Source organism: Mycobacterium sp. DHQP2018-32-09, assembly GCF_058148405.1.
Window position 1 is genome coordinate 1 of record NZ_JBYVYK010000027.1, and the last position, 19,374, is coordinate 19,374.

The 19,374-nt window shown below is 71.8% G+C and carries 17 protein-coding genes; 9 read left to right on the forward strand and 8 right to left on the reverse strand.

What is annotated here, in order from left to right; translation table 11 throughout:
- On the reverse strand, nt 1–714 hold a 714-nt coding region (locus AC30CM_RS14540; RefSeq protein WP_490117597.1), incomplete at its 3' end, for a DUF222 domain-containing protein.
- A gap of 126 nt (nt 715–840) precedes the next feature.
- On the opposite strand from AC30CM_RS14540, the gene AC30CM_RS14545 reads away from it, so the two are divergent.
- Nucleotides 841–1,131, forward strand: coding sequence for a hypothetical protein (locus AC30CM_RS14545; protein ID WP_490117598.1), 291 nt, complete (start codon nt 841–843; stop codon nt 1,129–1,131).
- Between the two features lie 201 nt (nt 1,132–1,332).
- Here the strand turns inward: AC30CM_RS14545 and groL are convergent, their stop codons facing one another.
- From groL to AC30CM_RS14560, 3 genes are all read right to left on the reverse strand, one after another.
- Entirely contained in the window at nt 1,333–2,958 is a 1,626-nt protein-coding gene (groL, locus tag AC30CM_RS14550; RefSeq protein ID WP_490117599.1) for a chaperonin GroEL, read from the reverse strand.
- Nucleotides 2,959–3,159: 201 nt separating this feature from the next.
- Nucleotides 3,160–4,908 carry a PQQ-binding-like beta-propeller repeat protein gene (locus AC30CM_RS14555; protein WP_490117600.1) on the reverse strand — a complete coding sequence of 583 codons (1,749 nt, stop codon included), beginning with the start codon at nt 4,906–4,908 and terminating at the stop codon, nt 3,160–3,162.
- Nucleotides 4,909–4,948: 40 nt separating this feature from the next.
- A complete protein-coding gene (locus tag AC30CM_RS14560) occupies nt 4,949–5,497 on the reverse strand; it encodes a TetR/AcrR family transcriptional regulator (protein ID WP_490117601.1) in 549 nt (182 codons plus the stop codon).
- A 106-nt stretch (nt 5,498–5,603) separates the two neighbouring features.
- On the opposite strand from AC30CM_RS14560, the gene AC30CM_RS14565 reads away from it, so the two are divergent.
- Together AC30CM_RS14565 and AC30CM_RS14570 are read left to right on the forward strand one after the other, a co-directional pair.
- A complete protein-coding gene (locus tag AC30CM_RS14565; protein WP_490117602.1) occupies nt 5,604–6,497 on the forward strand; it encodes an SDR family NAD(P)-dependent oxidoreductase in 894 nt (297 codons plus the stop codon).
- Nucleotides 6,498–6,686: 189 nt separating this feature from the next.
- Nucleotides 6,687–8,411 (forward strand): DEAD/DEAH box helicase, encoded by a 1,725-nt coding sequence (locus AC30CM_RS14570; protein WP_490117603.1) that lies wholly within the window; start codon nt 6,687–6,689, stop codon nt 8,409–8,411.
- Between the two features lie 34 nt (nt 8,412–8,445).
- On the opposite strand, the gene AC30CM_RS14575 is transcribed toward AC30CM_RS14570, so the two are convergent.
- Genes AC30CM_RS14575 through AC30CM_RS14585 form a run of 3 tightly spaced genes read right to left on the reverse strand, consistent with a single transcriptional unit; the run spans nt 8,446 to nt 11,222 of the window.
- Nucleotides 8,446–9,252 (reverse strand): HAD-IIA family hydrolase, encoded by an 807-nt coding sequence (locus tag AC30CM_RS14575; protein WP_490117604.1) that lies wholly within the window; start codon nt 9,250–9,252, stop codon nt 8,446–8,448.
- Between the two features lie 48 nt (nt 9,253–9,300).
- Entirely contained in the window at nt 9,301–10,704 is a 1,404-nt protein-coding gene (locus AC30CM_RS14580; RefSeq protein WP_490117669.1) for a PH domain-containing protein, read from the reverse strand.
- 26 nt (nt 10,705–10,730) lie between these two features.
- Nucleotides 10,731–11,222, reverse strand: a complete 492-nt coding sequence (locus AC30CM_RS14585; RefSeq protein ID WP_490117605.1) for a PH domain-containing protein — start codon at nt 11,220–11,222, stop codon at nt 10,731–10,733.
- Between the two features lie 22 nt (nt 11,223–11,244).
- Here AC30CM_RS14585 and AC30CM_RS14590 point away from each other — a divergent pair, with 22 nt between their 5' ends.
- The 5 genes from AC30CM_RS14590 (at nt 11,245) to AC30CM_RS14610 (ending at nt 17,451) form a co-directional block, all read left to right on the forward strand.
- Complete coding sequence (locus AC30CM_RS14590; protein WP_490117606.1) at nt 11,245–12,168, forward strand: SDR family NAD(P)-dependent oxidoreductase; 924 nt, start codon at nt 11,245–11,247, stop codon at nt 12,166–12,168.
- A gap of 2 nt (nt 12,169–12,170) precedes the next feature.
- Complete coding sequence (gene moeA, locus AC30CM_RS14595) at nt 12,171–13,355, forward strand: molybdopterin molybdotransferase MoeA (RefSeq protein WP_490117607.1); 1,185 nt, start codon at nt 12,171–12,173, stop codon at nt 13,353–13,355.
- A 270-nt stretch (nt 13,356–13,625) separates the two neighbouring features.
- Nucleotides 13,626–14,336, forward strand: a complete 711-nt coding sequence (locus AC30CM_RS14600; protein ID WP_490117608.1) for a phosphatidylserine decarboxylase — start codon at nt 13,626–13,628, stop codon at nt 14,334–14,336.
- Entirely contained in the window at nt 14,333–15,238 is a 906-nt protein-coding gene (locus AC30CM_RS14605) for a CDP-alcohol phosphatidyltransferase family protein (protein WP_490117609.1), read from the forward strand. Before AC30CM_RS14600 ends, AC30CM_RS14605 begins: the two co-directional genes overlap by 4 nt.
- Complete coding sequence (locus tag AC30CM_RS14610) at nt 15,235–17,451, forward strand: AAA family ATPase (RefSeq protein ID WP_490117610.1); 2,217 nt, start codon at nt 15,235–15,237, stop codon at nt 17,449–17,451. Before AC30CM_RS14605 ends, AC30CM_RS14610 begins: the two co-directional genes overlap by 4 nt.
- Here the strand turns inward: AC30CM_RS14610 and AC30CM_RS14615 are convergent.
- The gene (locus tag AC30CM_RS14615; protein WP_490117611.1) at nt 17,425–17,874 is read right to left on the reverse strand and encodes an SRPBCC family protein; all 450 of its coding nucleotides are present in this window, start codon (nt 17,872–17,874) and stop codon (nt 17,425–17,427) included. The two genes, AC30CM_RS14610 and AC30CM_RS14615, sit on opposite strands and share 27 nt — an antisense overlap.
- 36 nt (nt 17,875–17,910) lie before the next feature.
- Here AC30CM_RS14615 and AC30CM_RS14620 point away from each other — a divergent pair, with 36 nt between their 5' ends.
- The gene (locus AC30CM_RS14620) at nt 17,911–19,287 is read left to right on the forward strand and encodes an FAD-binding oxidoreductase (RefSeq protein WP_490117612.1); all 1,377 of its coding nucleotides are present in this window, start codon (nt 17,911–17,913) and stop codon (nt 19,285–19,287) included.
- The last annotated feature ends 87 nt before the right edge of the window (nt 19,288–19,374 follow it).

A 19,374-nucleotide genomic window follows, 5' to 3' on the forward strand; every position in this document is an offset into this window, starting at 1 on the left:
GTCGGGTGGGGTGACGCGGGTGGGGTCGGTGGCGGCGAACTTGGCGAGCAGCGGTTCGAGCAGGGCGCGGCATTCGGCGGTGATCCAGCCGGTGAGGCGGCTGTGGCCGTCGGGGCGTTGGGGGCCCAGGGTGAGGCTGCGGTGGCGTTGGCGGTCGGCGTCGGTGTAGGTGCCGTCGGGGTGCAGGTAGGCGGCGAGGCGGTCGGCGGCCTTGGCCAGGGCGGTGGGTGAGACCTGGCCGGCGAGTTCGGCCAGCGTGCGTTCGGCGGCGATGGTGAGGTCGGCGGGCACGGCGTCGGGCAGGTGGTGCAGGAAGCTGCGGATGACGTGCAGGTGTTCGCCGGAGAGGGTGCCGGCGGTCTGGGCGGTGGCGGTGTGGGCCAGCAGCGGTGGGAGGGGTTGGCCGTCGAGGCCGCGGCGGGGGGCGAGGTCGCGGGCTATCGCGAGGCGGCGGGTGGCCTCGGCGTGGCTGAGGCGGCAGCGGTGGGCGATGGCCTTGGCCAGGGTGGCCGCGCCGAGGTCGTGGGGGTCGACGTCGCGGTCGAGGGAGGCCAGGATGGCGTGTTGGGCGGTGGGGACGCGGCGCAAGGCGGTTTCGATGACCTCGTAGGCGTTCATTCTGTCCGCGGGGGCGGTGGCCTCGACGTCGGCCTCGACCAGCGCGGCGGCGGCCGTGGCCAGGGCGGCCGCCGCGTCGGTCAAACTCAACCTCATACTCGAAGCCATACTCGAACACTAGTTCGAGGGTCTGACATCTCCGGGCCGCGCGTTGACTCACCAACAATGCGCGCGAAGGGGTGGGTCGTTGCCTTACCGGAAGTGCGCGCGTACGCCCAGCGGATGGGTTTGACGTTGACCGAGTGCCGAGCAATCACTGAGGCCGCTGCAGTGCGCCATCAGATGGCGAGCAAGGGCGCCAAAGGTCGGATCCTCGACGACTTGTGCGCGAACACCGGCATGCACAGAAGCCACGCCCGTAGGGCATTGAAGAAGGCGTTGACGACCACGATCGTGCCTGACCGTGGCCCGCGTCCTGTGAAGTGCGAGCCTGAGGTCATTGCGGCTGTGACGGTCTGTTGGCAGGCATTGGAGATGCTGGCCGGCAAGCGGCTGACTTCGGTGAACTGGTAGCGGTCGTGAACCGTTTCGGGGAGCTGATCGTCACCGAGGACACCGTCGTGTTTCTGTCCTTGGTGAAACCCCTGTGACAGAAGAGGTTCGACACGTCGCCGACATCTGCACCAGGGCTGCCGAAGGGACCCACACACAACCACACACACGAAAAGGCCCGGCCTCCAAGGAGACCGGGCCTTCCCGTGATGTGAGTAGGACTTAGAAGTCCATACCGCCCATGCCACCGGTCGGGTCGCCCGCAGGTGCGGCGGCCTTCTCCGGCTTGTCGGCGACGACGGCCTCGGTGGTGAGGAACAGCGCCGCGATCGACGCTGCGTTCTGCAGTGCCGAACGGGTGACCTTGACCGGGTCGGCAACGCCGGCGGCCAGCAGGTCCTCGTACTCGCCGGTCGCGGCGTTCAGGCCGTGACCCGCAGGCAGGTTCGTCACCTTCTCGGCGACGACGCCCGGCTCCAGACCACCGTTGAAGGCGATCTGCTTCAGCGGGGCCGACAGCGCGACGCGCACGATGTTGGCGCCGGTCGCCTCGTCACCGGTGAGCGACAGCTCCTCGAGCGACGGGGCCGACTGCAGCAGGGCCACGCCGCCACCGGCGACGATGCCCTCCTCGACGGCAGCCTTCGCGTTGCGGACGGCGTCCTCGATGCGGTGCTTGCGCTCCTTGAGTTCCACCTCGGTGGCAGCGCCGGCCTTGATGACCGCAACACCGCCGGCCAGCTTGGCCAGGCGCTCCTGCAGCTTCTCGCGGTCGTAGTCGGAGTCGCTGTTCTCGATCTCGGCACGGATCTGAGCCACGCGGCCGGCGATGGCGTCGGAGTCACCGGCGCCCTCGACGATGGTGGTCTCGTCCTTGGTCACGACGACCTTGCGGGCCTTGCCCAGCAGCGCGACGTCGGCGGTCTCGAGCGACAGGCCGACCTCTTCGCTGATGACCTGGCCACCGGTGAGGATCGCCATGTCCTGCAGCATCGCCTTGCGGCGGTCGCCGAAGCCCGGGGCCTTGACGGCGACGGACTTGAACGTGCCACGGATCTTGTTGACCACCAGGGTCGACAGGGCCTCGCCCTCGACGTCCTCGGCGATGATCAGCAGCGGCTTGCCCGACTGGATGACCTTCTCCAGCAGCGGGAGCAGGTCCTTGACGGTCGAGACCTTCGAGGACACCAGCAGGATGTAGGGATCCTCGAGGACCGCTTCCTGACGCTCGGCGTCGGTCACGAAGTAACCCGAGATGTAGCCCTTGTCGAAGCGCATGCCCTCGGTCAGCTCGAGCTGCAGGCCGAAGGTGTTGCTCTCCTCGACGGTGATGACGCCCTCGTTGCCGACCTTGTCCATGGCCTCGGCGATCAGGTCGCCGATGGACTGGTCACCGGCCGAGATACCGGCGGTGGCAGCGATCTGCTCCTTGGTCTCGACCTCCTTGGCCGACTTGAGCAGCGTCTCGGTGACCTTCTCGACGGCCTTCTCGATGCCGCGCTTCAGGCCGAGGGGGTTGGCGCCGGCCGCGACGTTGCGCAGACCTTCGCGAACCAGGGCCTGAGCCAGGACGGTGGCCGTGGTGGTGCCGTCGCCAGCGACGTCATCCGTCTTCTTGGCAACTTCCTTGACCAGCTCGGCGCCGATCTTCTCGTAGGGATCCTCCAGCTCGATCTCCTTGGCGATGGACACACCATCGTTGGTGATCGTGGGGGCGCCCCACTTCTTCTCCAGGACGACGTTGCGACCCTTGGGGCCCAGCGTCACCTTTACCGCGTCGGCGAGGCTGTTCAGGCCCCGCTCGAGGCCGCGGCGAGCCTCTTCGTCGTACGCAATTGTCTTGGCCATTGCGAAGTGATTCCTCCGGTTAGGGGATCGCACGTTCGTCGGTCGGATTCAGTGCCCGCGACGGACGACAGGGGCTGTGCTCGCTGATGCGGCCCCGGCCTCACCGTCCCGACCTAGCACTCACTGAATGAGAGTGCCAACGTCATTCTTAGCACTCGACCTAGGCGAGTGCAAGGTCGCATCGGGTGTCCGGCACGCGGCTCAGCGCACCGCGACGAGATCGAGTCCGCAGTACGCCAGGACCGCGCCCGGCACCCGGCCCAGATAGTGCGCCGTCGACGCCCGCGGACACGGATCGGCCAGGTCGCGCGACGTCCCGTCGGCACCCAACACGCGCAGCGGCATCCGGGCCCGCGGGTCTGACCGCAGCGCGGCGACGGTGCCGGCGTCGGGCAGGAACGTCGCCCACTGCGAGCCCACCCGCACGACGGTGCGCCACTCCACCCTGCCGTCCTGATGGCCGAGCCCGACGTAGCGCCATGGCGTCGCGAGTAGCCGCCGCTCTCCGATCTCGAAGATCGCGACCTCCGCCGGGTCGCCGGGGCGGCCCAGCCGGGTCAGCAGCACCGAATCGGCGTCGATGAGCGTCGAGTCGAAGCCGTCGGGCAGTCGATCGGTCTCGCGCCCAGTGACGGCGTCGAACAGCACGTCCGCCGAGCCGTCGAAGTGCACCAGCGCGGTGCGGCCGCGTGCCGAACCCAGCCACGCGGCCCCGGTCACGCCGGGCGGGCGGCGCAGCGCACCCAACGTGTCGCCCGTTGCGGGATCGAGCATCGTGGCCACCGTGCCGGAAGGCCCGTCCGTCGGGCCCCGACACGACCTGAGCAGCACGGCGTCGTCGGTCAGCAGGGCCCGGGCAGCGACCGCGCACGGGGTGGGCCCCGCCAACGGGGCGAGCACGTGGGTCCAGGCGTCGCGGCCCGATCGGGGCTGCAGGCCGGTGAGCGTCACCGACCCGTCGTCGGCGACGTGCGCGGTCACCACGACCCGCGCGGACCTCCCACTGACCTGCCGCTCGTTGGGCAGCGCGGCGGTGTCGGTGCGACTCCACAGCGGCCTGCCGGTCATCGCGTCGATGCCCACGGTGGCGAACGAACCCCGCAGCGACGTCCACACCACGACGACGCCGTCGGGTCCGGGTCCCGTCGACGCCAGCCCCCAGACGACGAGGTGCGGCGCGGAGAACGACCACCGGCGCTCGCCGGTGACCCCGTCGAAGGCGTCGACGCGGTCGAACGTCTCGACGCCGTCGCCGTGGACGTCGCGCACGAACCCCGGCCCCGCGGGCAGCAGGCCGTCACGTCCGGCGGGCGCGTCCTGCAGGTAGGCGACGGCACCGGTCAGCGGGGGCGGCGGCGGCAGCGGCGCGGCGGGCGACGTCGGGTTGACGATCACCGGGCGGTGCGCGGCCACCAGCGTGGCGCTCAGTGCGAGGACGCCGACGAGCGTCGCGGCCGTCAGCGTGGCCAACGCGGCGCGCGACGTGCCGGGCCTGACGTGCGGGGTGCTGGTCAGCGCGGCTACGAACGCGGCGGGCACCGCCAGGCAGGCCAGCCACCAGGCGGCACGCGCCGAGACCGTGGAGCGGGCGCCATCGAGCGCGACGTCGGCCTCCGCGGCGCGCGCGAACAGCGCGGCCGAGCCGCCGATCCGCAGCATGACCAGACCCGACAACGTCGCCACCGCGACGCACGTGGCGAACACCGCGAGGCATCGGCCCCGCAGCCGCGTCCGGCGGTGGCCGTAGAGCAGCAGCGCGACGAGGACCACCGCCACGGCCACCACCGCCGACGTGCGCACCAATACGTCGGTGACGTCGGCGCGGTCGGCGCTCAGGGGGTAGGTCGGATTGCGTTGGGTCCAGCCGAGAGTGACGGCGCCGACGGCGCCCGCCAGGAGACCCCACGCGACCCCGTCGACGGGCCGCAGCCGTCGGCCCCCCTCGCCCACGGGAGGAACTTAGCGCACGCGGGCCCGGTGCCCGGGCCGGTCAACCCGCCCGCAGACCGTCGATCACGACGGCCGCCACGCGTTCGGCGACCCGCTCGCCGCAGGCCGGCGAGGTCTTGCACACCGACATCAACGCCTTGAGTTCGACGAACCCGATGTCGGAGCGGACGGTGCCGGCACGCTGGGCGGCGGCCAGCATGTCCGACAACAGCGCGGTGAACGCGGCCTCCGCGCCGGGGGCTGCGGCGTCGAGGTCGACGCCGTATCCGATGACGGCCTCCGCGAGGCCCTGGTCCTTGGCACCCTTGCTGACGAGGTCGCCGAGGAAGCTCAGCAGCGCATGGTCGGGATCACGTTCGAGCAGGGCCCGCCCGTCGGCGACCATCGTGCGCACCCGGTCCTCGATCACCGCCCCGAACAGCGCTTCCTTGGTCGGGAAGTGGCGGTAGAGGGTGCCCGGACCGACGCCGGCGCGGCGGGCGATCTCGTCGACCGGAACCGCCAGGCCCTCCGCCGCGAACGTCTCGTAGGCGACCTCGAGCACGCGCGCTCGGTTGCGCGCGGCGTCGGCTCGAAGCGGTTGCCCCATGACCCCATCCTCCCACCGCCACGGCGATGCTCGAAGCGGAGTGCGCGTTCCGTATAGTCGGGAATAACCGGAGCGCCCGTTCCGATTAACTCTTCGAGGAGGACCGATGGACCACTGGACCACTGCCGACATCCCCGATCAGACCGACCGCACGGTCGTGATCACGGGCGCCAACACCGGGCTCGGCTACGAGACCGCTGCCGCACTGGCCGCCAAGGGCGCCCACGTCGTGCTCGCCGTGCGCAACCTCGACAAGGGCAAGGCCGCTGCCGACCTGATCGCCCGGCGCACCCCGGGCGCGCAGATCTCCCTCCAAGAACTCGATCTGGGCTCCCTTGATTCCATCCGCGTCGCGGCCGCCGCATTGCGCGACGGCCACGACCACCTGGACCTGCTGATCAACAACGCCGGCGTGATGATGACGCCCCGATCCACCACCAGCGACGGCTTCGAGCTGCAGTTCGGCACCAACCACCTGGCCCACTTCGCCTTCACCGGCCTGCTGCTGGACCGCCTGCTGGCCACCCCGCTGTCGCGGATCGTCACGGTCAGCAGCAGTGGGCACCGCTTCGGCCGCATCCGCTTCGACGACCTGCAGAGCGAACGCCGCTACGGACGCCTCCGTGCCTACGGCCAGTCCAAGCTCGCCAACCTGCTCTTCACCTACGAACTGCAACGGCGTCTCGCGGGCACCGACACCATCGCCGTCGCCGCCCACCCCGGCGCATCCAGCTCGGAACTCAGCCGCCACCTCCCCCGCCTGGTCCGGCTCGCCTTCCAGCAACTGGAACAGGGCACCGAGATGGGCGCACTCCCCACGTTGCGGGCCGCCACCGACCCGAGCGTCTCCGGCGGCGAGTACTACGGCCCCGGCGGCTTCGCCGAGTTCGGCGGCTACCCCCGCGTGGTCTCGTCCAACCGCCGCTCCCACGACGAGGCCGTCGCCGCACGGCTGTGGACGACATCCGAACGACTGACCGGAGTGAGGTATCCATCATGACCTACTGGCATTTGCTCGCCCTGACCCTCCAACTGGGCCTCATCATGCTTGCTGTGGCACTTCGCGGGCATCCTCACGTTGCCGCGCCGATGCCGCGCCGACGCGCGCACCACTCGGACACGCCCACCGGAGATGCACTCTCGGAACCCCTTGCCCTAGAGTGGCCTTCGACCAGATAGGAGCTCTTGGGTGCCGGCTTACACAGCGCCCAGCACCCAAGCTTTGCGGGGCTGGCAACGTCGGGCGATGGTGAAGTACCTCTCGGCGGCCCCTCGCGATTTCCTGGCCGTGGCCACGCCCGGCGCAGGCAAGACCACGTTTGCGCTTCGCATCGCCGGTGAGCTGCTGTCCTCCGGCGTCGTCGAACGCGTCACCGTCGTCGTCCCCACCGAGCACCTCAAGATCCAGTGGGCCCAGTCCGCCGGTCGCCTCGGCATCTCGCTGGACCCCAAGTTCAGCAACTCCTCGGCCCAGAACTCCGACGAATACCACGGGGTCGTCGTCACGTACGCCCAGGTGGCCAGCCACCCGGGGCGCCACCGCGTGCGCACCGAGAACCGACGCACGCTGGTGATCTTCGACGAGATCCACCACGGTGGCGACGCGAAGAGCTGGGGCGACGCCATCCGTGAGGCGTTCGACGACGCCACCCGCAGGTTGTCGCTCACCGGCACCCCGTTCCGCAGCGACGACAGCCCCATCCCCTTCGTCGACTACGAGCTGGGCCCCGACGGCCACCGCCACTCCCGCGCCGACCACGTCTACGGCTACGCCGACGCACTCGCCGACGGCGTCGTGCGACCCGTGGTGTTCCTGGCCTACTCGGGCGAGTCCCGCTGGCGTGACAGCGCGGGCGACGAGCATTCCGCGCGGCTCGGCGAACCCCTGACCGCCGAGCAGACCACCCGCGCCTGGAAGACCGCACTGAATCCGGCCGGCGAGTGGATGCCCGCGGTGATCGCCGCCGCCGACAAGCGGTTGGAGCAGAAGCGCCAACACGTCCCCGACGCCGGCGGCATGATCATCGCCACCGACCAGACCGCGGCGCGCGCCTACGCCAAGCTGCTCACCGACATCACCGGCGAGGCGCCCACCGTCGTGCTGTCCGACGACAAGGGCGCCTCCGAGCGCATCTCGCAGTACTCGGCCGCGTCCACGCGCTGGCTCGTCGCGGTGCGCATGGTCTCCGAGGGCGTCGACGTGCCCCGGCTCGCCGTCGGCGTCTACGCCACCAGCGCGTCGACCCCGCTGTTCTTCGCCCAGGCGATCGGCCGCTTCGTGCGCTCCCGCAAGCCCGGCGAGACCGCCAGCATCTTCCTGCCCTCGGTGCCCAACCTGTTGGTGCTGGCCAGCGAGATGGAGGCGCAACGCAACCACGTCCTGGGCAAGCCGCACCGCGAACCGCAGGGCGACGAGTGGGACGACCACCTGGTCGACGAGGCCAACAAGACCAAGGACGAGGGCAGCGACCTCGACAACGGCTACGAGATGCTGGGCGCCGACGCCGAGCTGGACCAGGTGATCTTCGACGGGTCGACGTTCGGCACGGCCACGCCCGCCGGCAGCGAGGAGGAGGCCGACTACCTCGGCATCCCCGGGCTGCTGGACGCCGCGCAGATGCGAGACCTGTTGTCGCGCAGGCAAGACGAGCAGATGGTCCGCCGCACCAAGGCCGCGGCGCCGTCGACCGTCGCCGCGGAGCGCCCCGCGGCGACCACCACGACGCACGGTCAGCTACGCGAGCTGCGCCGCGAACTCAACGCGCTGGTGACCCTCGCCCACCACCGCACCGGCAAGCCGCACGGCTGGATCCACAACGAGCTGCGGCGCATCTGCGGCGGACCCGTCGTGGCGGCGGCGAACTCCGAGCAGATCGCCGCGCGCATCGAGGCCGTTCGCACCCTGCGGGCCTGACGTACCCGCCGGCGACCTCACCCGGCCGCGAGCCTCACAGCCCGAGCAGCTCCGGCAGGTCGGCCACCGAGTCGATGACGTAGTTGGGCTGCATGGCGAATTCGTCTGCCGCCCAACGATCCAACGTCTCCTGGCGGAACTTCCCGGTGCGCACCAGCACCCCGGCCATGCCGACCACCTGCGCCGCCAGCACGTCGTTGTTCAGGTCGTCGCCCACCATGTACATCTCCTCGGGGTCCACGCCGAGACGGCCGGCCGACGCCAGGAACCCTTCGGGCGCCGGCTTTCCCACCGCCACCGCCTTGTGACCCGACGTCTGCTCCATGCCGATCAGGTACATGCCGGTGTCGATGCGCAACCCCTCCGCCGTCGTCCACGCCGTGCTGCGGTGCATCGCGACCACCGGCACGCCGCGCGCCATCCAGTCGTACACCCGCGACAGCGTCAGGTGGTCGTACTCCGGGCCGGCCCCGCCCAGCAGCACCACGTCGGGCGCCTCGGTGTCGCCGACGTCGGCGGCGTACACCACGTCGACGCCGGGCATGTCCTCGTCGATGCGGCCGTTGTTCACCAGGTAGCAGCGGGCGCCCGGATACCGGTCGCGCACGTACTCCGCCGTCAGCACCGCCGCGGTGATCACCTCGTCGGCGGCGACGTCCATGCCCGCGTCGGTCAGCAGACGCGCGATCTGCGCCCTGGTCTTGGTGGTGGTGTTGGTGAGGTAGCTGCGGGCGATCTGGTGGTCGGCCAGGGTGCGCAGCGTCTCACGCGCGCCCTCGATCGGCCGCCACGACGTGACCAGCACGCCATCGATGTCGAAGAGCACTCCGCCGACCGCCATGCAGCCAAGGTAAACGCCCCGGGCACGCCCGCAACTCGAGGCCCACGCCTACCGGGAGGCCCAGCTGCTGGCCGCGACCCACGGGGACGCCGTCGCCGCGATCTGCCACGCCAGCTCGGCGGGCACGTCGGGCAGCCGGTAACCCTTGCGGCCCGCGGCGGTGGCCGCGACCAGCGTCGCCACCCCGGCCCGGCGCTGGAACGGCGTCTGGCGCACCGTCCACCCGATGACGCCGGCCGCCGCGATGCAGTCGCGTCGTCGCTCCAGGCTGCCGGAGCGGCTCACCACCCAGTGCGCGTCCACCCGGTGCCCCAGCGCCCGCGCGCGGTCGTGGGCCAGCAGTCCGGCACCGACGAACGCCGCCGCGAGCACCGCCCACGTCCAGGTGGGCACGGGTACCACCGCCAGTACCACCGCGACCGCCGCGGGCAGCGCCAGCGCCCGCGTCCAGCGCCTGCGCGACGCCATGGCGCCGTGCCGCCGCAGCTCGCCGAACACGGGATCGGCCGCCGTGAGGTCGACCAAGACGCCCTGCGCGGTGGCCCGCGGGCACGGCGGCAGCAACAGCGACGCTTCCCCCGCGCCGCCCACGCCGGTCATCACCGCATCCAGCCGCGCACCCCCGAACGCCCGCACCAGCAGCGGTTCCCTCAGCGTGCCGCCGCGCAACCGCCGCACGTCGTACACGTGCTCGCGCAGCCGCAACAGGCCGTGCTGCAGGTGCACCACGCCGTCGCCGCGTGTCACCACCAGGTTCCCGAAGACCAGCAGGGATCGCGCCAGCGACAGCACGATCGACGCCAACACCACCGCCACGGCCACCACCGCGACCACCGCCACGACGCCCACCCGCGCCGCCACGTCGGCACCGTCCCGCAGGATCGACGAATCCCGCAGCAGCGCAACGGCACCCGTCTGGTAAACCACCCCGGATCCCGCCGCGATCATCGCCAGACCGGTGAAGCTCAGCGGGCCGTAGCGCAACCACGACGGCTGCCACTGCGCCAACACCCGCACGTCGGGCCGCCGCGGTTCCCCCGACACGTCCCCCGGCAGGCCGGCCAGGAGCACGGCCCGCAACGCCGCGACGTCCGCCACCCGCACGGCGTCCAGCGCGAACAGGGTGTCGCCGCGGGCCTCCTTGCCGGTGCTCACCGTGACCACCGTCAATCCCAGGATCTGGTGCAGCAGCCGCGCATCCGTCGACACCGACCGAATTCGGTTGCGCGGCAAGGACAACACCGTCCGTCGCAGCACCCCCTCGCGGCGCTGGATCTGCTCGTCGTCGATCCGGTAGGCGGTGTTGAACCAGCGGGCGACGCCGTATCCGATCAACAGCGCCAGCGCCGCGACGGACCACACCGGGTTGCCGGTGGCCGTGCCCAACACCACCGATCCGATGAGCAGGGGCAGCTGGCGCAGCACCTCGTGGATCGGGTGCACCAGCAGCATCAGCGGACTCAGCCTGCGCCACGGCGTCACGTCGCGTCACGATCGCCGAGGGCGGCGGCGTCGGTCAACCGTGTCACCACCGACTCGGCCACCTCCTGATCCAGCCCCGCGATGCGCACCGCACCCGCCGACGACGCCGTCGTCACCGTCACCGTCGCCAAGCCGAACCACCGATCCACCGGACCGCGTTGCACGTCGACGGTCTGCACGCGCGAGATCGGCGCGATGCGCCGCTCCTGCACCAGCCATCCCGAGCGGGTGTAGACCGCGGCGTCGTCGACGTCCCAGCGGTGCACGCGGTACCGCCACGCCGGGACCACGCCGCCGAACAGCACCGCGCCGCCGAGCGTCAGCCCCGCCGCCAGCCAGTGCAGCGCGGGCCGGGCGTCGAGCAGCACCGCCCACGCCACCTGCGCTGCGGCCAGCACCGCCAGGGGAATCGCCGCGCTCACCGCCCACGCCAGGGGGGCCTTGCGGCTGGGGCTGTTCGCGGGCTCTCCGAGGCGCAACACCGGCATCCCTCTGAGTATGGTCGTGCCCATGAGTTCGAACCCGAAGTGGACCGAGGCCAACGTCGGTGACCAGGCGGGCCGCGTCGCCATCGTCACCGGATCCAACACCGGTCTCGGCCTCGACACCGCCCGCGTCCTCGCCGAGCGCGGCGCCCGGGTGGTGCTGGCCGTCCGCAACGTCGACAAGGGCCGCCGCGCCGCCGCACAGATCGCCAAGACCGCCCCGGGAGCCGAGGTCAGCGTCCAGGAACTCGACCTGGGTTCGCTGGCGTCGGTGCGCGCGGCCGCCGAGGAACTGCGCGCCGCGCACCCCCGCATCGACCTGCTGATCAACAACGCGGGGCTGATGTACCCGCCCAAGGGCCTCACCGCCGACGGCTTCGAGTTGCAGTTCGGCACCAACCACCTGGGCCACTTCGCACTCACCGGGCTGCTGCTGGACCACCTGCTGGAGGTGCCGAACTCCCGCGTCGTCGTGGTGGCCAGCATCGCCCACCGCATCCAGGCCGCCATCCACTTCGACGACCTGCAGTGGGAGCGCGGCTACAACCGCGTCGCCGCCTACGGCCAGTCCAAGCTCGCCAACCTGATGTTCGCGTACACGCTGCAGCGCAAGCTGGCCGCCAAGGGCGCCCCCACCATCGCCGTGGCCGCGCACCCCGGCGTCTCGAACACCGAGCTGATGCGCCACCTGCCCTTCGGCGACAACCCGTTGATGCGCAAGGCCACCGGCCTGGTCACCAACAGTCCCGCCGTGGGGGCGCTGGCGACGCTGCGCGCGGCCACCGACGCCGACGTCGTGGGCGGCCAGTACTACGGGCCCAGCGGCTTCCGCGAGCTGGTGGGCCATCCCGTGCTGGTGACGTCCACCGATCAGTCGCACGACCGCGCGACCCAGGACCGGTTGTGGACGGTCTCCGAGGAACTCACCGGCGTCACCTTCCCCGTCTGACGATGCGGTCCGTCGAGGAACACCAGGCCGTCGTCGCCGCCCTCGTCACCGCACGCCCGGCGGCCTCGGTACCCGTCGGTGACGCGTTGGGGATGACGCTGGCCGCCGACGTCGTCGCGCCGCTCGCGCTGCCCGGGTTCGACAACTCGGCGATGGACGGCTACGCGGTACGGGCGGCCGACGTGGCCGCGGCATCGGAGTCGGATCCGGTGACGCTGCCGGTGGCCGAGGACATCCCGGCCGGGCGCACCGACGCCCTCGTCCTGGCGGCGGGTACCGCCCACCGCATCATGACCGGTGCGCCGATGCCCGCGGGTGCCGACGCCATCGTGCCCGTGGAGGCGACCGACGCCGGCACCGAGACCGTCGCCATCCGGGTGCCGTCGCAGCCCGGGCAGCACGTGCGCCGGGCCGGGGAGGACGTCGGCGCGGGTACGACGGTCCTGCGAGCCGGGCAAGTGCTCACCCCCGCCGCGCTCGGGCTCGTCGCCGCGCTGGGGATGGCGCGCGTCGACGTGGTGCCGCGGCAGCGGGTCCTGGTGCTGTCGACCGGGTCGGAACTCGTCGCCCCGGGAACCCCGTTGCAACCGGGCCAGATCTACGAGTCCAACGCCGTGATGCTGGCCGCCGCCGTGCGCGATGCGGGGGCGGAGGTGACGACGGTCGCCATGACCGCCGACGACGTGGAGGCGTTCCGGGCCACGCTGACCGCACATGCCGAGCGGGCCGACCTCGTGATCACCACCGGCGGCGTGAGCGCAGGCGCCTACGAGGTGGTCAAGGACTCACTGGCAGACGACGTCGAGTTCGTGAAGGTGGCCATGCAGCCGGGCATGCCGCAGGGCGCCGGTCGCGTCGCGGGGACGCCCATCGTGACGCTGCCGGGCAACCCGGTGAGCGCGCTGGTGTCCTTCGAGGTGTTCGTGCGGGCGCCGCTGCGCGCGGCGATGGGCATGGCACCGGACCGCACGCAGTGCACGGCCACACTCGCCGAGGCGCTGACGTCGCCGCGGGGCAAGCGGCAGTTCCGCCGCGGCGTGCTGGAGGGCTCCGAGGTGACGACGTACGGGCCGCCGGCGTCGCACCACCTGCGGTGGCTGGCGTCGGCCAACTGCCTGCTGGAGATCGCCGAGGACGTCACCGAGCTGCCCGCGGGCGCCGACGTGCGCGTGTGGGACCTGCGCTAGCGGGACGTGCCCAGCCAGTGGTAGCCCACCGCATACGCGACCGGCGGTGTCACCCCTCTTTCCCAACGTGCGACCACGGCGGCGTACGGCCCGATTCTCCGCCATGACCGCACGCGCGGCGAGGGGCGCCCAGCCGCAGCGGGCCGGTGTCGCTCGTCGTCGCTACGAGGTGGGCATGACCACCGGTCCTCCCGCCACCACCGCGCCCATGGCCCCGCTGACGGGCACCGCCACCACGAGGTCCGACGGTGTCCATATAATCGGAACCCCATGGCCAGACCCGCGCGACCACCCAATTCGCCAGAATCCGAGGCGTCCCGGCTGGTCCAACTCGTCCGAACGACCATTCCGCCCATGCACCGCGCCGGCCTGCCCTTCGTGGGCGCCGGGGTGGGCATCGCCGCACTCGGCAGGCACAACCGCATCGCCAGGACGGCGGGGCTCACGGCCGCCGCGGCCAGCGCGGTGTTCTTCCGCCACCCGCCGCGCGTGCCACCGACGCGACCCAACCTGGTGGTCTCCCCCGCCGACGGTCGCGTCACGCTCATCGACGAAGTGGGCCCCCCTGCCGAACTCGGCATGCCCGACCGACCGATGACGCGCATCAGCGTCTTCCTGTCGATCTTCGACGCCCACGTACAGCGCGCCCCCGTCGCCGGCGACGTCGTCACGGTGAAGTACAAGCCGGGCGAGTTCATGTCGGCCGACAAGGAGGACGCCAGCGTCGCCAACGAGCGCAACAGCATGTGGTTGCGCACGCCCGACGGCGTCGACATCGCCGTCGTGCAGATCGCCGGCCTGGTGGCGCGCCGCATCGTGTGCGACACCTTCGCCGGTGCGACGCTGGCGCTCGGCGAGACCTACGGCCTGATCCGGTTCGGCTCGCGGCTGGACACCTACGTCCCCACCGATGCCGCCGTGCTCGTCGAACCGGGCCAGCGGGCCATCGGCGGCGAGACGCCGCTGGCGGAATTGCGATGACGGCACGCATGCGGCCGCCCGTGCTGAGTGTGCGCATCCTGCCGAGCGCGCTCACCGTCGCCGCCATCTGTCTGGGTCTGAGTGCGGTCAAGTTCGCGCTCGACCACCGGCCCACCGAGGCCATGGCCCTGCTGGCGGGCGCGGCCATCCTCGACGCCCTCGACGGTCGCGCCGCGCGCATGCTCAAGGCGACGTCGCGGATGGGCGAGGAGATCGACTCGCTGGCCGACGCCGTGAACTTCGGTGTGGCACCGGCCTTCATCGTCTACGCCACGCTGCTGCAGCAGTCGCGGGTCGGCTGGATCGTGGTGCTGGTGTACGCGGTGTGCATCGTGCTGCGGCTGGCGCGCTTCAACGCGATGCTCCACGCCGACGGCCCCGCCTACGAGAAGAACTACTTCACCGGCATGCCGGCGCCGGCAGCCGCCATCGGCGCCATCGGCCCCATCGCCGCCAAGCTCCAGTTCCCCGGCCCCTGGTGGGACACGCACTGGGCGGAGGCGGCCGTGATCGTGTGGATCATCGGCGTCTCGCTGCTCGCGGTCAGCGCCATCCCCATGCGCAAGGTGCACACCTTCGCGGTGTCGCCGAACATGGTCGTCCCGCTGCTGGCGCTGCTGGCCATCCTGGTCGCGGCGTCCATCCAGTACGGCTACGTGGTGATCATGGCGATCATCGTGGCCTACGTCATCCACATCCCGTTCGCCGTGCGCACCAAGGGCTGGCTGGCCAAGCATCCCGAGGTGTGGGAGGACAAGCCGAAGGAACAGCGCCAGGCGCGCCGCGCCATCCGGCGCCAGGCGCGACGTCAACCGCACCGCCGCTCCGCCCAGCGCCTCGGCCTGCGCAGGCCCGGCGCCACTCCGCGCGACGGCACGGGCCCGCGGGACACCCCGCGATGACCGAGTTCGGCGGCGTCTCGGAAGCCCACCCCGAGACGCCGTTGCCGCAGCTGCGCCTCACCGCTCGTCTGAACACCTCGGCACTGGACTCCCGTCGCGGCGTCGTGCGGCTGCACCCGGAGGTGCTCGCCGCCCTCGGCATCCGGGAATGGGACGCGGTGTCGCTGACCGGGTCGCGCACCACGGCGGCGGTGGCGGGTGTCGCCCCTGCGGGCACGCCGCCGGGTACCGCGCTGCTCGACGACGTGACGATGTCCAACGCCGGACTACGCGAGAACGTCACGGTGCTGGTGGCCCCCGTCACGGTGTACGGCGCGAAGTCGGTGACGTTGACGGGTTCGCGGCTGGCCAGCACGTCGGTCTCGTCGGCGACGCTGCGGCTGGCCCTGCTCGGCAAGGTGATGACCGTCGGCGACACCGTCTCGCTGCTGCCGCGCGATCTGGGGCCCGGGACATCGACGACCGCCGCGACGACCGCCCTGGCGTCGTCGGTGGGCATCACGTGGACCTCGGAGCTGCTCACGGTCACCGGCACCGATCCGGCGGGCCCGGTCAGCGTGCAGCCGAACACCTCGGTTACCTGGGGTGACACCCGCAACCCCACGCTGGCCACCCCGACCGCCTCTCCGGAGACCATGCACGTCCCCGCCGAGGCCAAGCCCGTCGTGCCGTTCGACGACCTCAAGGGTGCGCACGCGCAGGCCGGCCGGCTCACCGAATGGCTGAAGCTGGCCCTCGACGAACCGAAACTGCTCGAAACCCTGGGCGCAGCACCCAATCTCGGCGTCCTGGTGTCCGGTCCGGCCGGGGTGGGCAAGGCGACGCTGGTGCGGACGGTGTGCGCGACCCGCCCCCTCGTCGAACTCGACGGCCCCGACGTGGGCGCGCTGCGCGCCGAGGACCGCCAGGCCGCGATCGCGGCCGCCGTCGCCGAGGTCCGCGACGGCGGTGGCGTGCTGTTGGTCACCGACGTCGACGCGCTGCTCCCTGCGACGGCCGAGCCCGTCGCGACGCCGATCCTGGCGGAGTTGCGCGCCGCGGTGGCCACCAGGGGCGTGGCGTTCGTGACGACCACGGCGATGCCCGACGGCGTCGATGCGCGGTTGCGTGCCCCCGATCTGTGCGACCGTGAATTGGGCCTGAGCCTGCCCGACGCGGCGACCCGCACCGCACTGCTCGAGGTGTTGCTGCGCGGCGTGCCCGCCGGGGAGCTGGACCTGGTTCAGATCGGTGAGCGCACCCCGGGTTTCGTCGTGGCCGACCTGGCCGCGCTGGTGCGGGAGGCCGCACTGCGGGCGGCGGCTCGCGCGAGCGCCCAGGGCAGCGATCCCCGGCTCGTCCAGGACGACCTGACGGGGGCGCTGTCGGTGATCCGCCCGCTGTCGCGGTCGGCGACCGAGGAGGTCGCCGTGGGTTCGGTGACCCTCGACGACGTCGGCGACATGGTCGAGACCAAGCAGGCGCTGACCGAGGCGGTGCTGTGGCCGTTGCGACATCCCGACACGTTCGCGCGCCTCGGCGTCGAACCGCCTCGCGGGGTGCTGCTGTACGGTCCTCCGGGGTGCGGCAAGACGTTCGTGGTGCGGGCGCTGGCCAGCACCGGCCGCCTGTCGGTGCACGCCGTCAAGGGCGCCGAACTGATGGACAAGTGGGTGGGTTCCTCCGAGAAGTCCGTGCGCGAATTGTTCCGTCGCGCGAGAGATTCCGCGCCATCGCTGGTGTTCCTCGACGAGGTGGACGCGTTGGCCCCGCGGCGCGGGCAGAGCACCGACTCCGGGGTGACCGACCGTGTGGTCGCCGCGCTGCTCACCGAACTCGACGGCATCGACCCGCTGCGCGACGTCGTGGTGCTGGGCGCCACCAATCGCCCGGACCTGATCGATCCCGCGCTGCTGCGGCCCGGCCGACTGGAGAAGCTGGTGTTCGTCGAGCCGCCGGACGCCGCCGCGCGCCGCGACATCCTGCGGACCGCGGGCAGGTCCATCCCGCTGAGCGACGACGTCGACCTCGACGCGTTGGCCGACGACCTGGACGGCTACAGCGCCGCGGATTGCGTTGCGCTGCTGCGAGAATCGGCATTGACGGCCATGCGCCGCTCGATCGCCGCCGCCGACGTGACGGCCGCCGACGTCGCCGCGGCCCGCGCGACGGTGCGCCCGTCGCTGCAGCCGGAGCAGGTGGCGTCGCTACGCGCCTTCGCCGAGGGCCGCTAACCGGTCGATCGAGGCGCGCAGGCGCTCGGCGGTGGTGTTCCTGGCCCGCGGCATGCGCGACTCGTCGGTGAGGTCGGTCCAGTCGTAGGTGTGGGTGACGCGCGTGCGGTCGGCGCCGACGGGCTCGAGCTCCCAGCGCCAGAGGTGCCCGGGCTCGGGCTTGTCCGGCTCCGAGGGCCGCCACGCGATGCGTCTGCCCTCCTCGAACTCGACGACGCGGTTGCACCGGTCGGCGCCCGTCGTCAGCGTCACCGTGAAGACGTCGCCGACGGCGCGCACGCGCTGCCCCGTCGGGGCCTGCGCCAGGTTGTCGTTGCCGTCCCAGCGCGGTTGCTGCGCGGGGTCGGCGATCAACTCGAAGATCGTCTCGGGTGTCGCCGCGATCTCGCGGCTCGCGCTGGCGATCCTCGGGTCGTCTGCCATGGGTTCATTCAACACCCCCGGGACTACCGTGCAGGGGTGTCCACCGCCGTCATCGATGCGCTGCGCCGCGTCCTGCCCGCCGACCGGCTGCTGCTCGACCCCGACGTGGCGGCGACCTACGCGCACGACGAGGCCGAGTGGGCACCGCATGCCGCGCCCGCCGCCGTGGTACGACCGCGCAGCGCCGAGGAGGTCCAGGCCGTGGTGCGCGCCGCCATCGCGCACCGCGCGCCCGTCGTCGCGCGCGGTGCGGGGACCGGGCTGTCCGGCGGCGCCAACGCCGTGGCGGGGTGCATCGTGGTGTCGCTGGAGGCCATGACCGCCGTCAAGGTCATCGACGAACTCGAACGGCACGCGGTCGTGGAACCCGGCGTGGTCAACGACGATCTGCGAGCCGCATGCGCCACCCGGGGGCTGTGGTACCCGCCCGATCCGGCGAGTTCGCCGTGGTCGACGCTCGGCGGCAACGTCGCCACCAACGCAGGCGGGTTGTGCTGCGTGAAGTACGGCGTCACCCGCGACTACGTGATGGGCCTGCAGGTGGTGACCGGCACCGGCGACCTGGTGCGGCTGGGCCGCACGACGGCCAAGGGCGTGGCGGGCTACGACCTGGCCGGGCTGATGGTGGGCTCGGAGGGCACGCTGGGCATCATCACCGAGATCACGGTCAAGCTGCGTCCGCTGCAGGAGCCACAGCGCACCGTCGCGGGATACTTCGACTCGGTGGTCGACGCGGGCCGTGCGGTGGCGGCGGTGGCGGCGGCCGGATTGTCTCCTGCCGCATTGGAACTGGTGGACCGCCAGTGCCTGCTGGCCGTCGACGCGTGGAAGAACATGGGGCTGTCGGTCGACGCCGACGCCGTGCTGCTGGGTCGCGTCGACACCCCGGACCCGACCGGATACGACGAGGCGCAGCGAATGTTGGCCTGCTTCGACGAGGCGGGGGCCACCTGGTCGGCGGTGTCCACCGACGAGGCCGAGGCCGAGGCGCTGTTCGCCGCGCGCCGGCTGGCCTACCCGGCGATGGAACGCCTGGGTCCGGTGCTCACCGAGGACGTCTGCGTGCCCAAGCGGCACGTGGCGGAGATGCTCGCCCGGATCGCCGACATCGGGGTCCGCTCGGGCGTCACGATCGCGAACATCGCCCACGCCGGCGACGGCAACCTGCATCCGCTGCTGATCACCCCGCGCGGTGACGACGACGCGCGGCGCCGCGCGCAGGCGGCGTTCTCGGAGATCATCGACGCCGCGCTGGAACTCGGCGGCACGGTCACCGGCGAGCACGGTGTGGGACTGCTGAAGATGGCGGGTCTGGCCAAGGAGTTGCAGGCGCCGGTGCTGGACATGCATCGGGCGGTGAAGGCGGCGCTCGATCCGCACGGGATCCTCAATCCGGGGAAGATCTTCGCCTGACCTCCGACGGTCTGGCCATAGCACACGCCGCCGGGGCGGCAGTCGCGACGCGGTGCCGCGCGATGTCGGCGAACCCGTAAACTGGGT

Coding starts and splice junctions, on each gene's coding strand:
- groL (WP_490117599.1), bottom strand. CDS start 2,958: ATGGCCAAGACAATTGCGTACGACGAAGAGGCTCGCCGCGGCCTCGAG.
- AC30CM_RS14605 (WP_490117609.1), top strand. CDS start 14,333: ATGACGGCACGCATGCGGCCGCCCGTGCTGAGTGTGCGCATCCTGCCG.
- AC30CM_RS14560 (WP_490117601.1), bottom strand. CDS start 5,497: ATGGGGCAACCGCTTCGAGCCGACGCCGCGCGCAACCGAGCGCGCGTG.
- AC30CM_RS14600 (WP_490117608.1), top strand. CDS start 13,626: ATGGCCAGACCCGCGCGACCACCCAATTCGCCAGAATCCGAGGCGTCC.
- AC30CM_RS14545 (WP_490117598.1), top strand. CDS start 841: ATGGGTTTGACGTTGACCGAGTGCCGAGCAATCACTGAGGCCGCTGCA.
- AC30CM_RS14585 (WP_490117605.1), bottom strand. CDS start 11,222: ATGCCGGTGTTGCGCCTCGGAGAGCCCGCGAACAGCCCCAGCCGCAAG.
- AC30CM_RS14575 (WP_490117604.1), bottom strand. CDS start 9,252: ATGGCGGTCGGCGGAGTGCTCTTCGACATCGATGGCGTGCTGGTCACG.
- AC30CM_RS14590 (WP_490117606.1), top strand. CDS start 11,245: ATGAGTTCGAACCCGAAGTGGACCGAGGCCAACGTCGGTGACCAGGCG.
- AC30CM_RS14565 (WP_490117602.1), top strand. CDS start 5,604: ATGGACCACTGGACCACTGCCGACATCCCCGATCAGACCGACCGCACG.
- AC30CM_RS14580 (WP_490117669.1), bottom strand. CDS start 10,704: ATGCTGCTGGTGCACCCGATCCACGAGGTGCTGCGCCAGCTGCCCCTG.
- AC30CM_RS14610 (WP_490117610.1), top strand. CDS start 15,235: ATGACCGAGTTCGGCGGCGTCTCGGAAGCCCACCCCGAGACGCCGTTG.
- moeA (WP_490117607.1), top strand. CDS start 12,171: ATGCGGTCCGTCGAGGAACACCAGGCCGTCGTCGCCGCCCTCGTCACC.
- AC30CM_RS14615 (WP_490117611.1), bottom strand. CDS start 17,874: ATGGCAGACGACCCGAGGATCGCCAGCGCGAGCCGCGAGATCGCGGCG.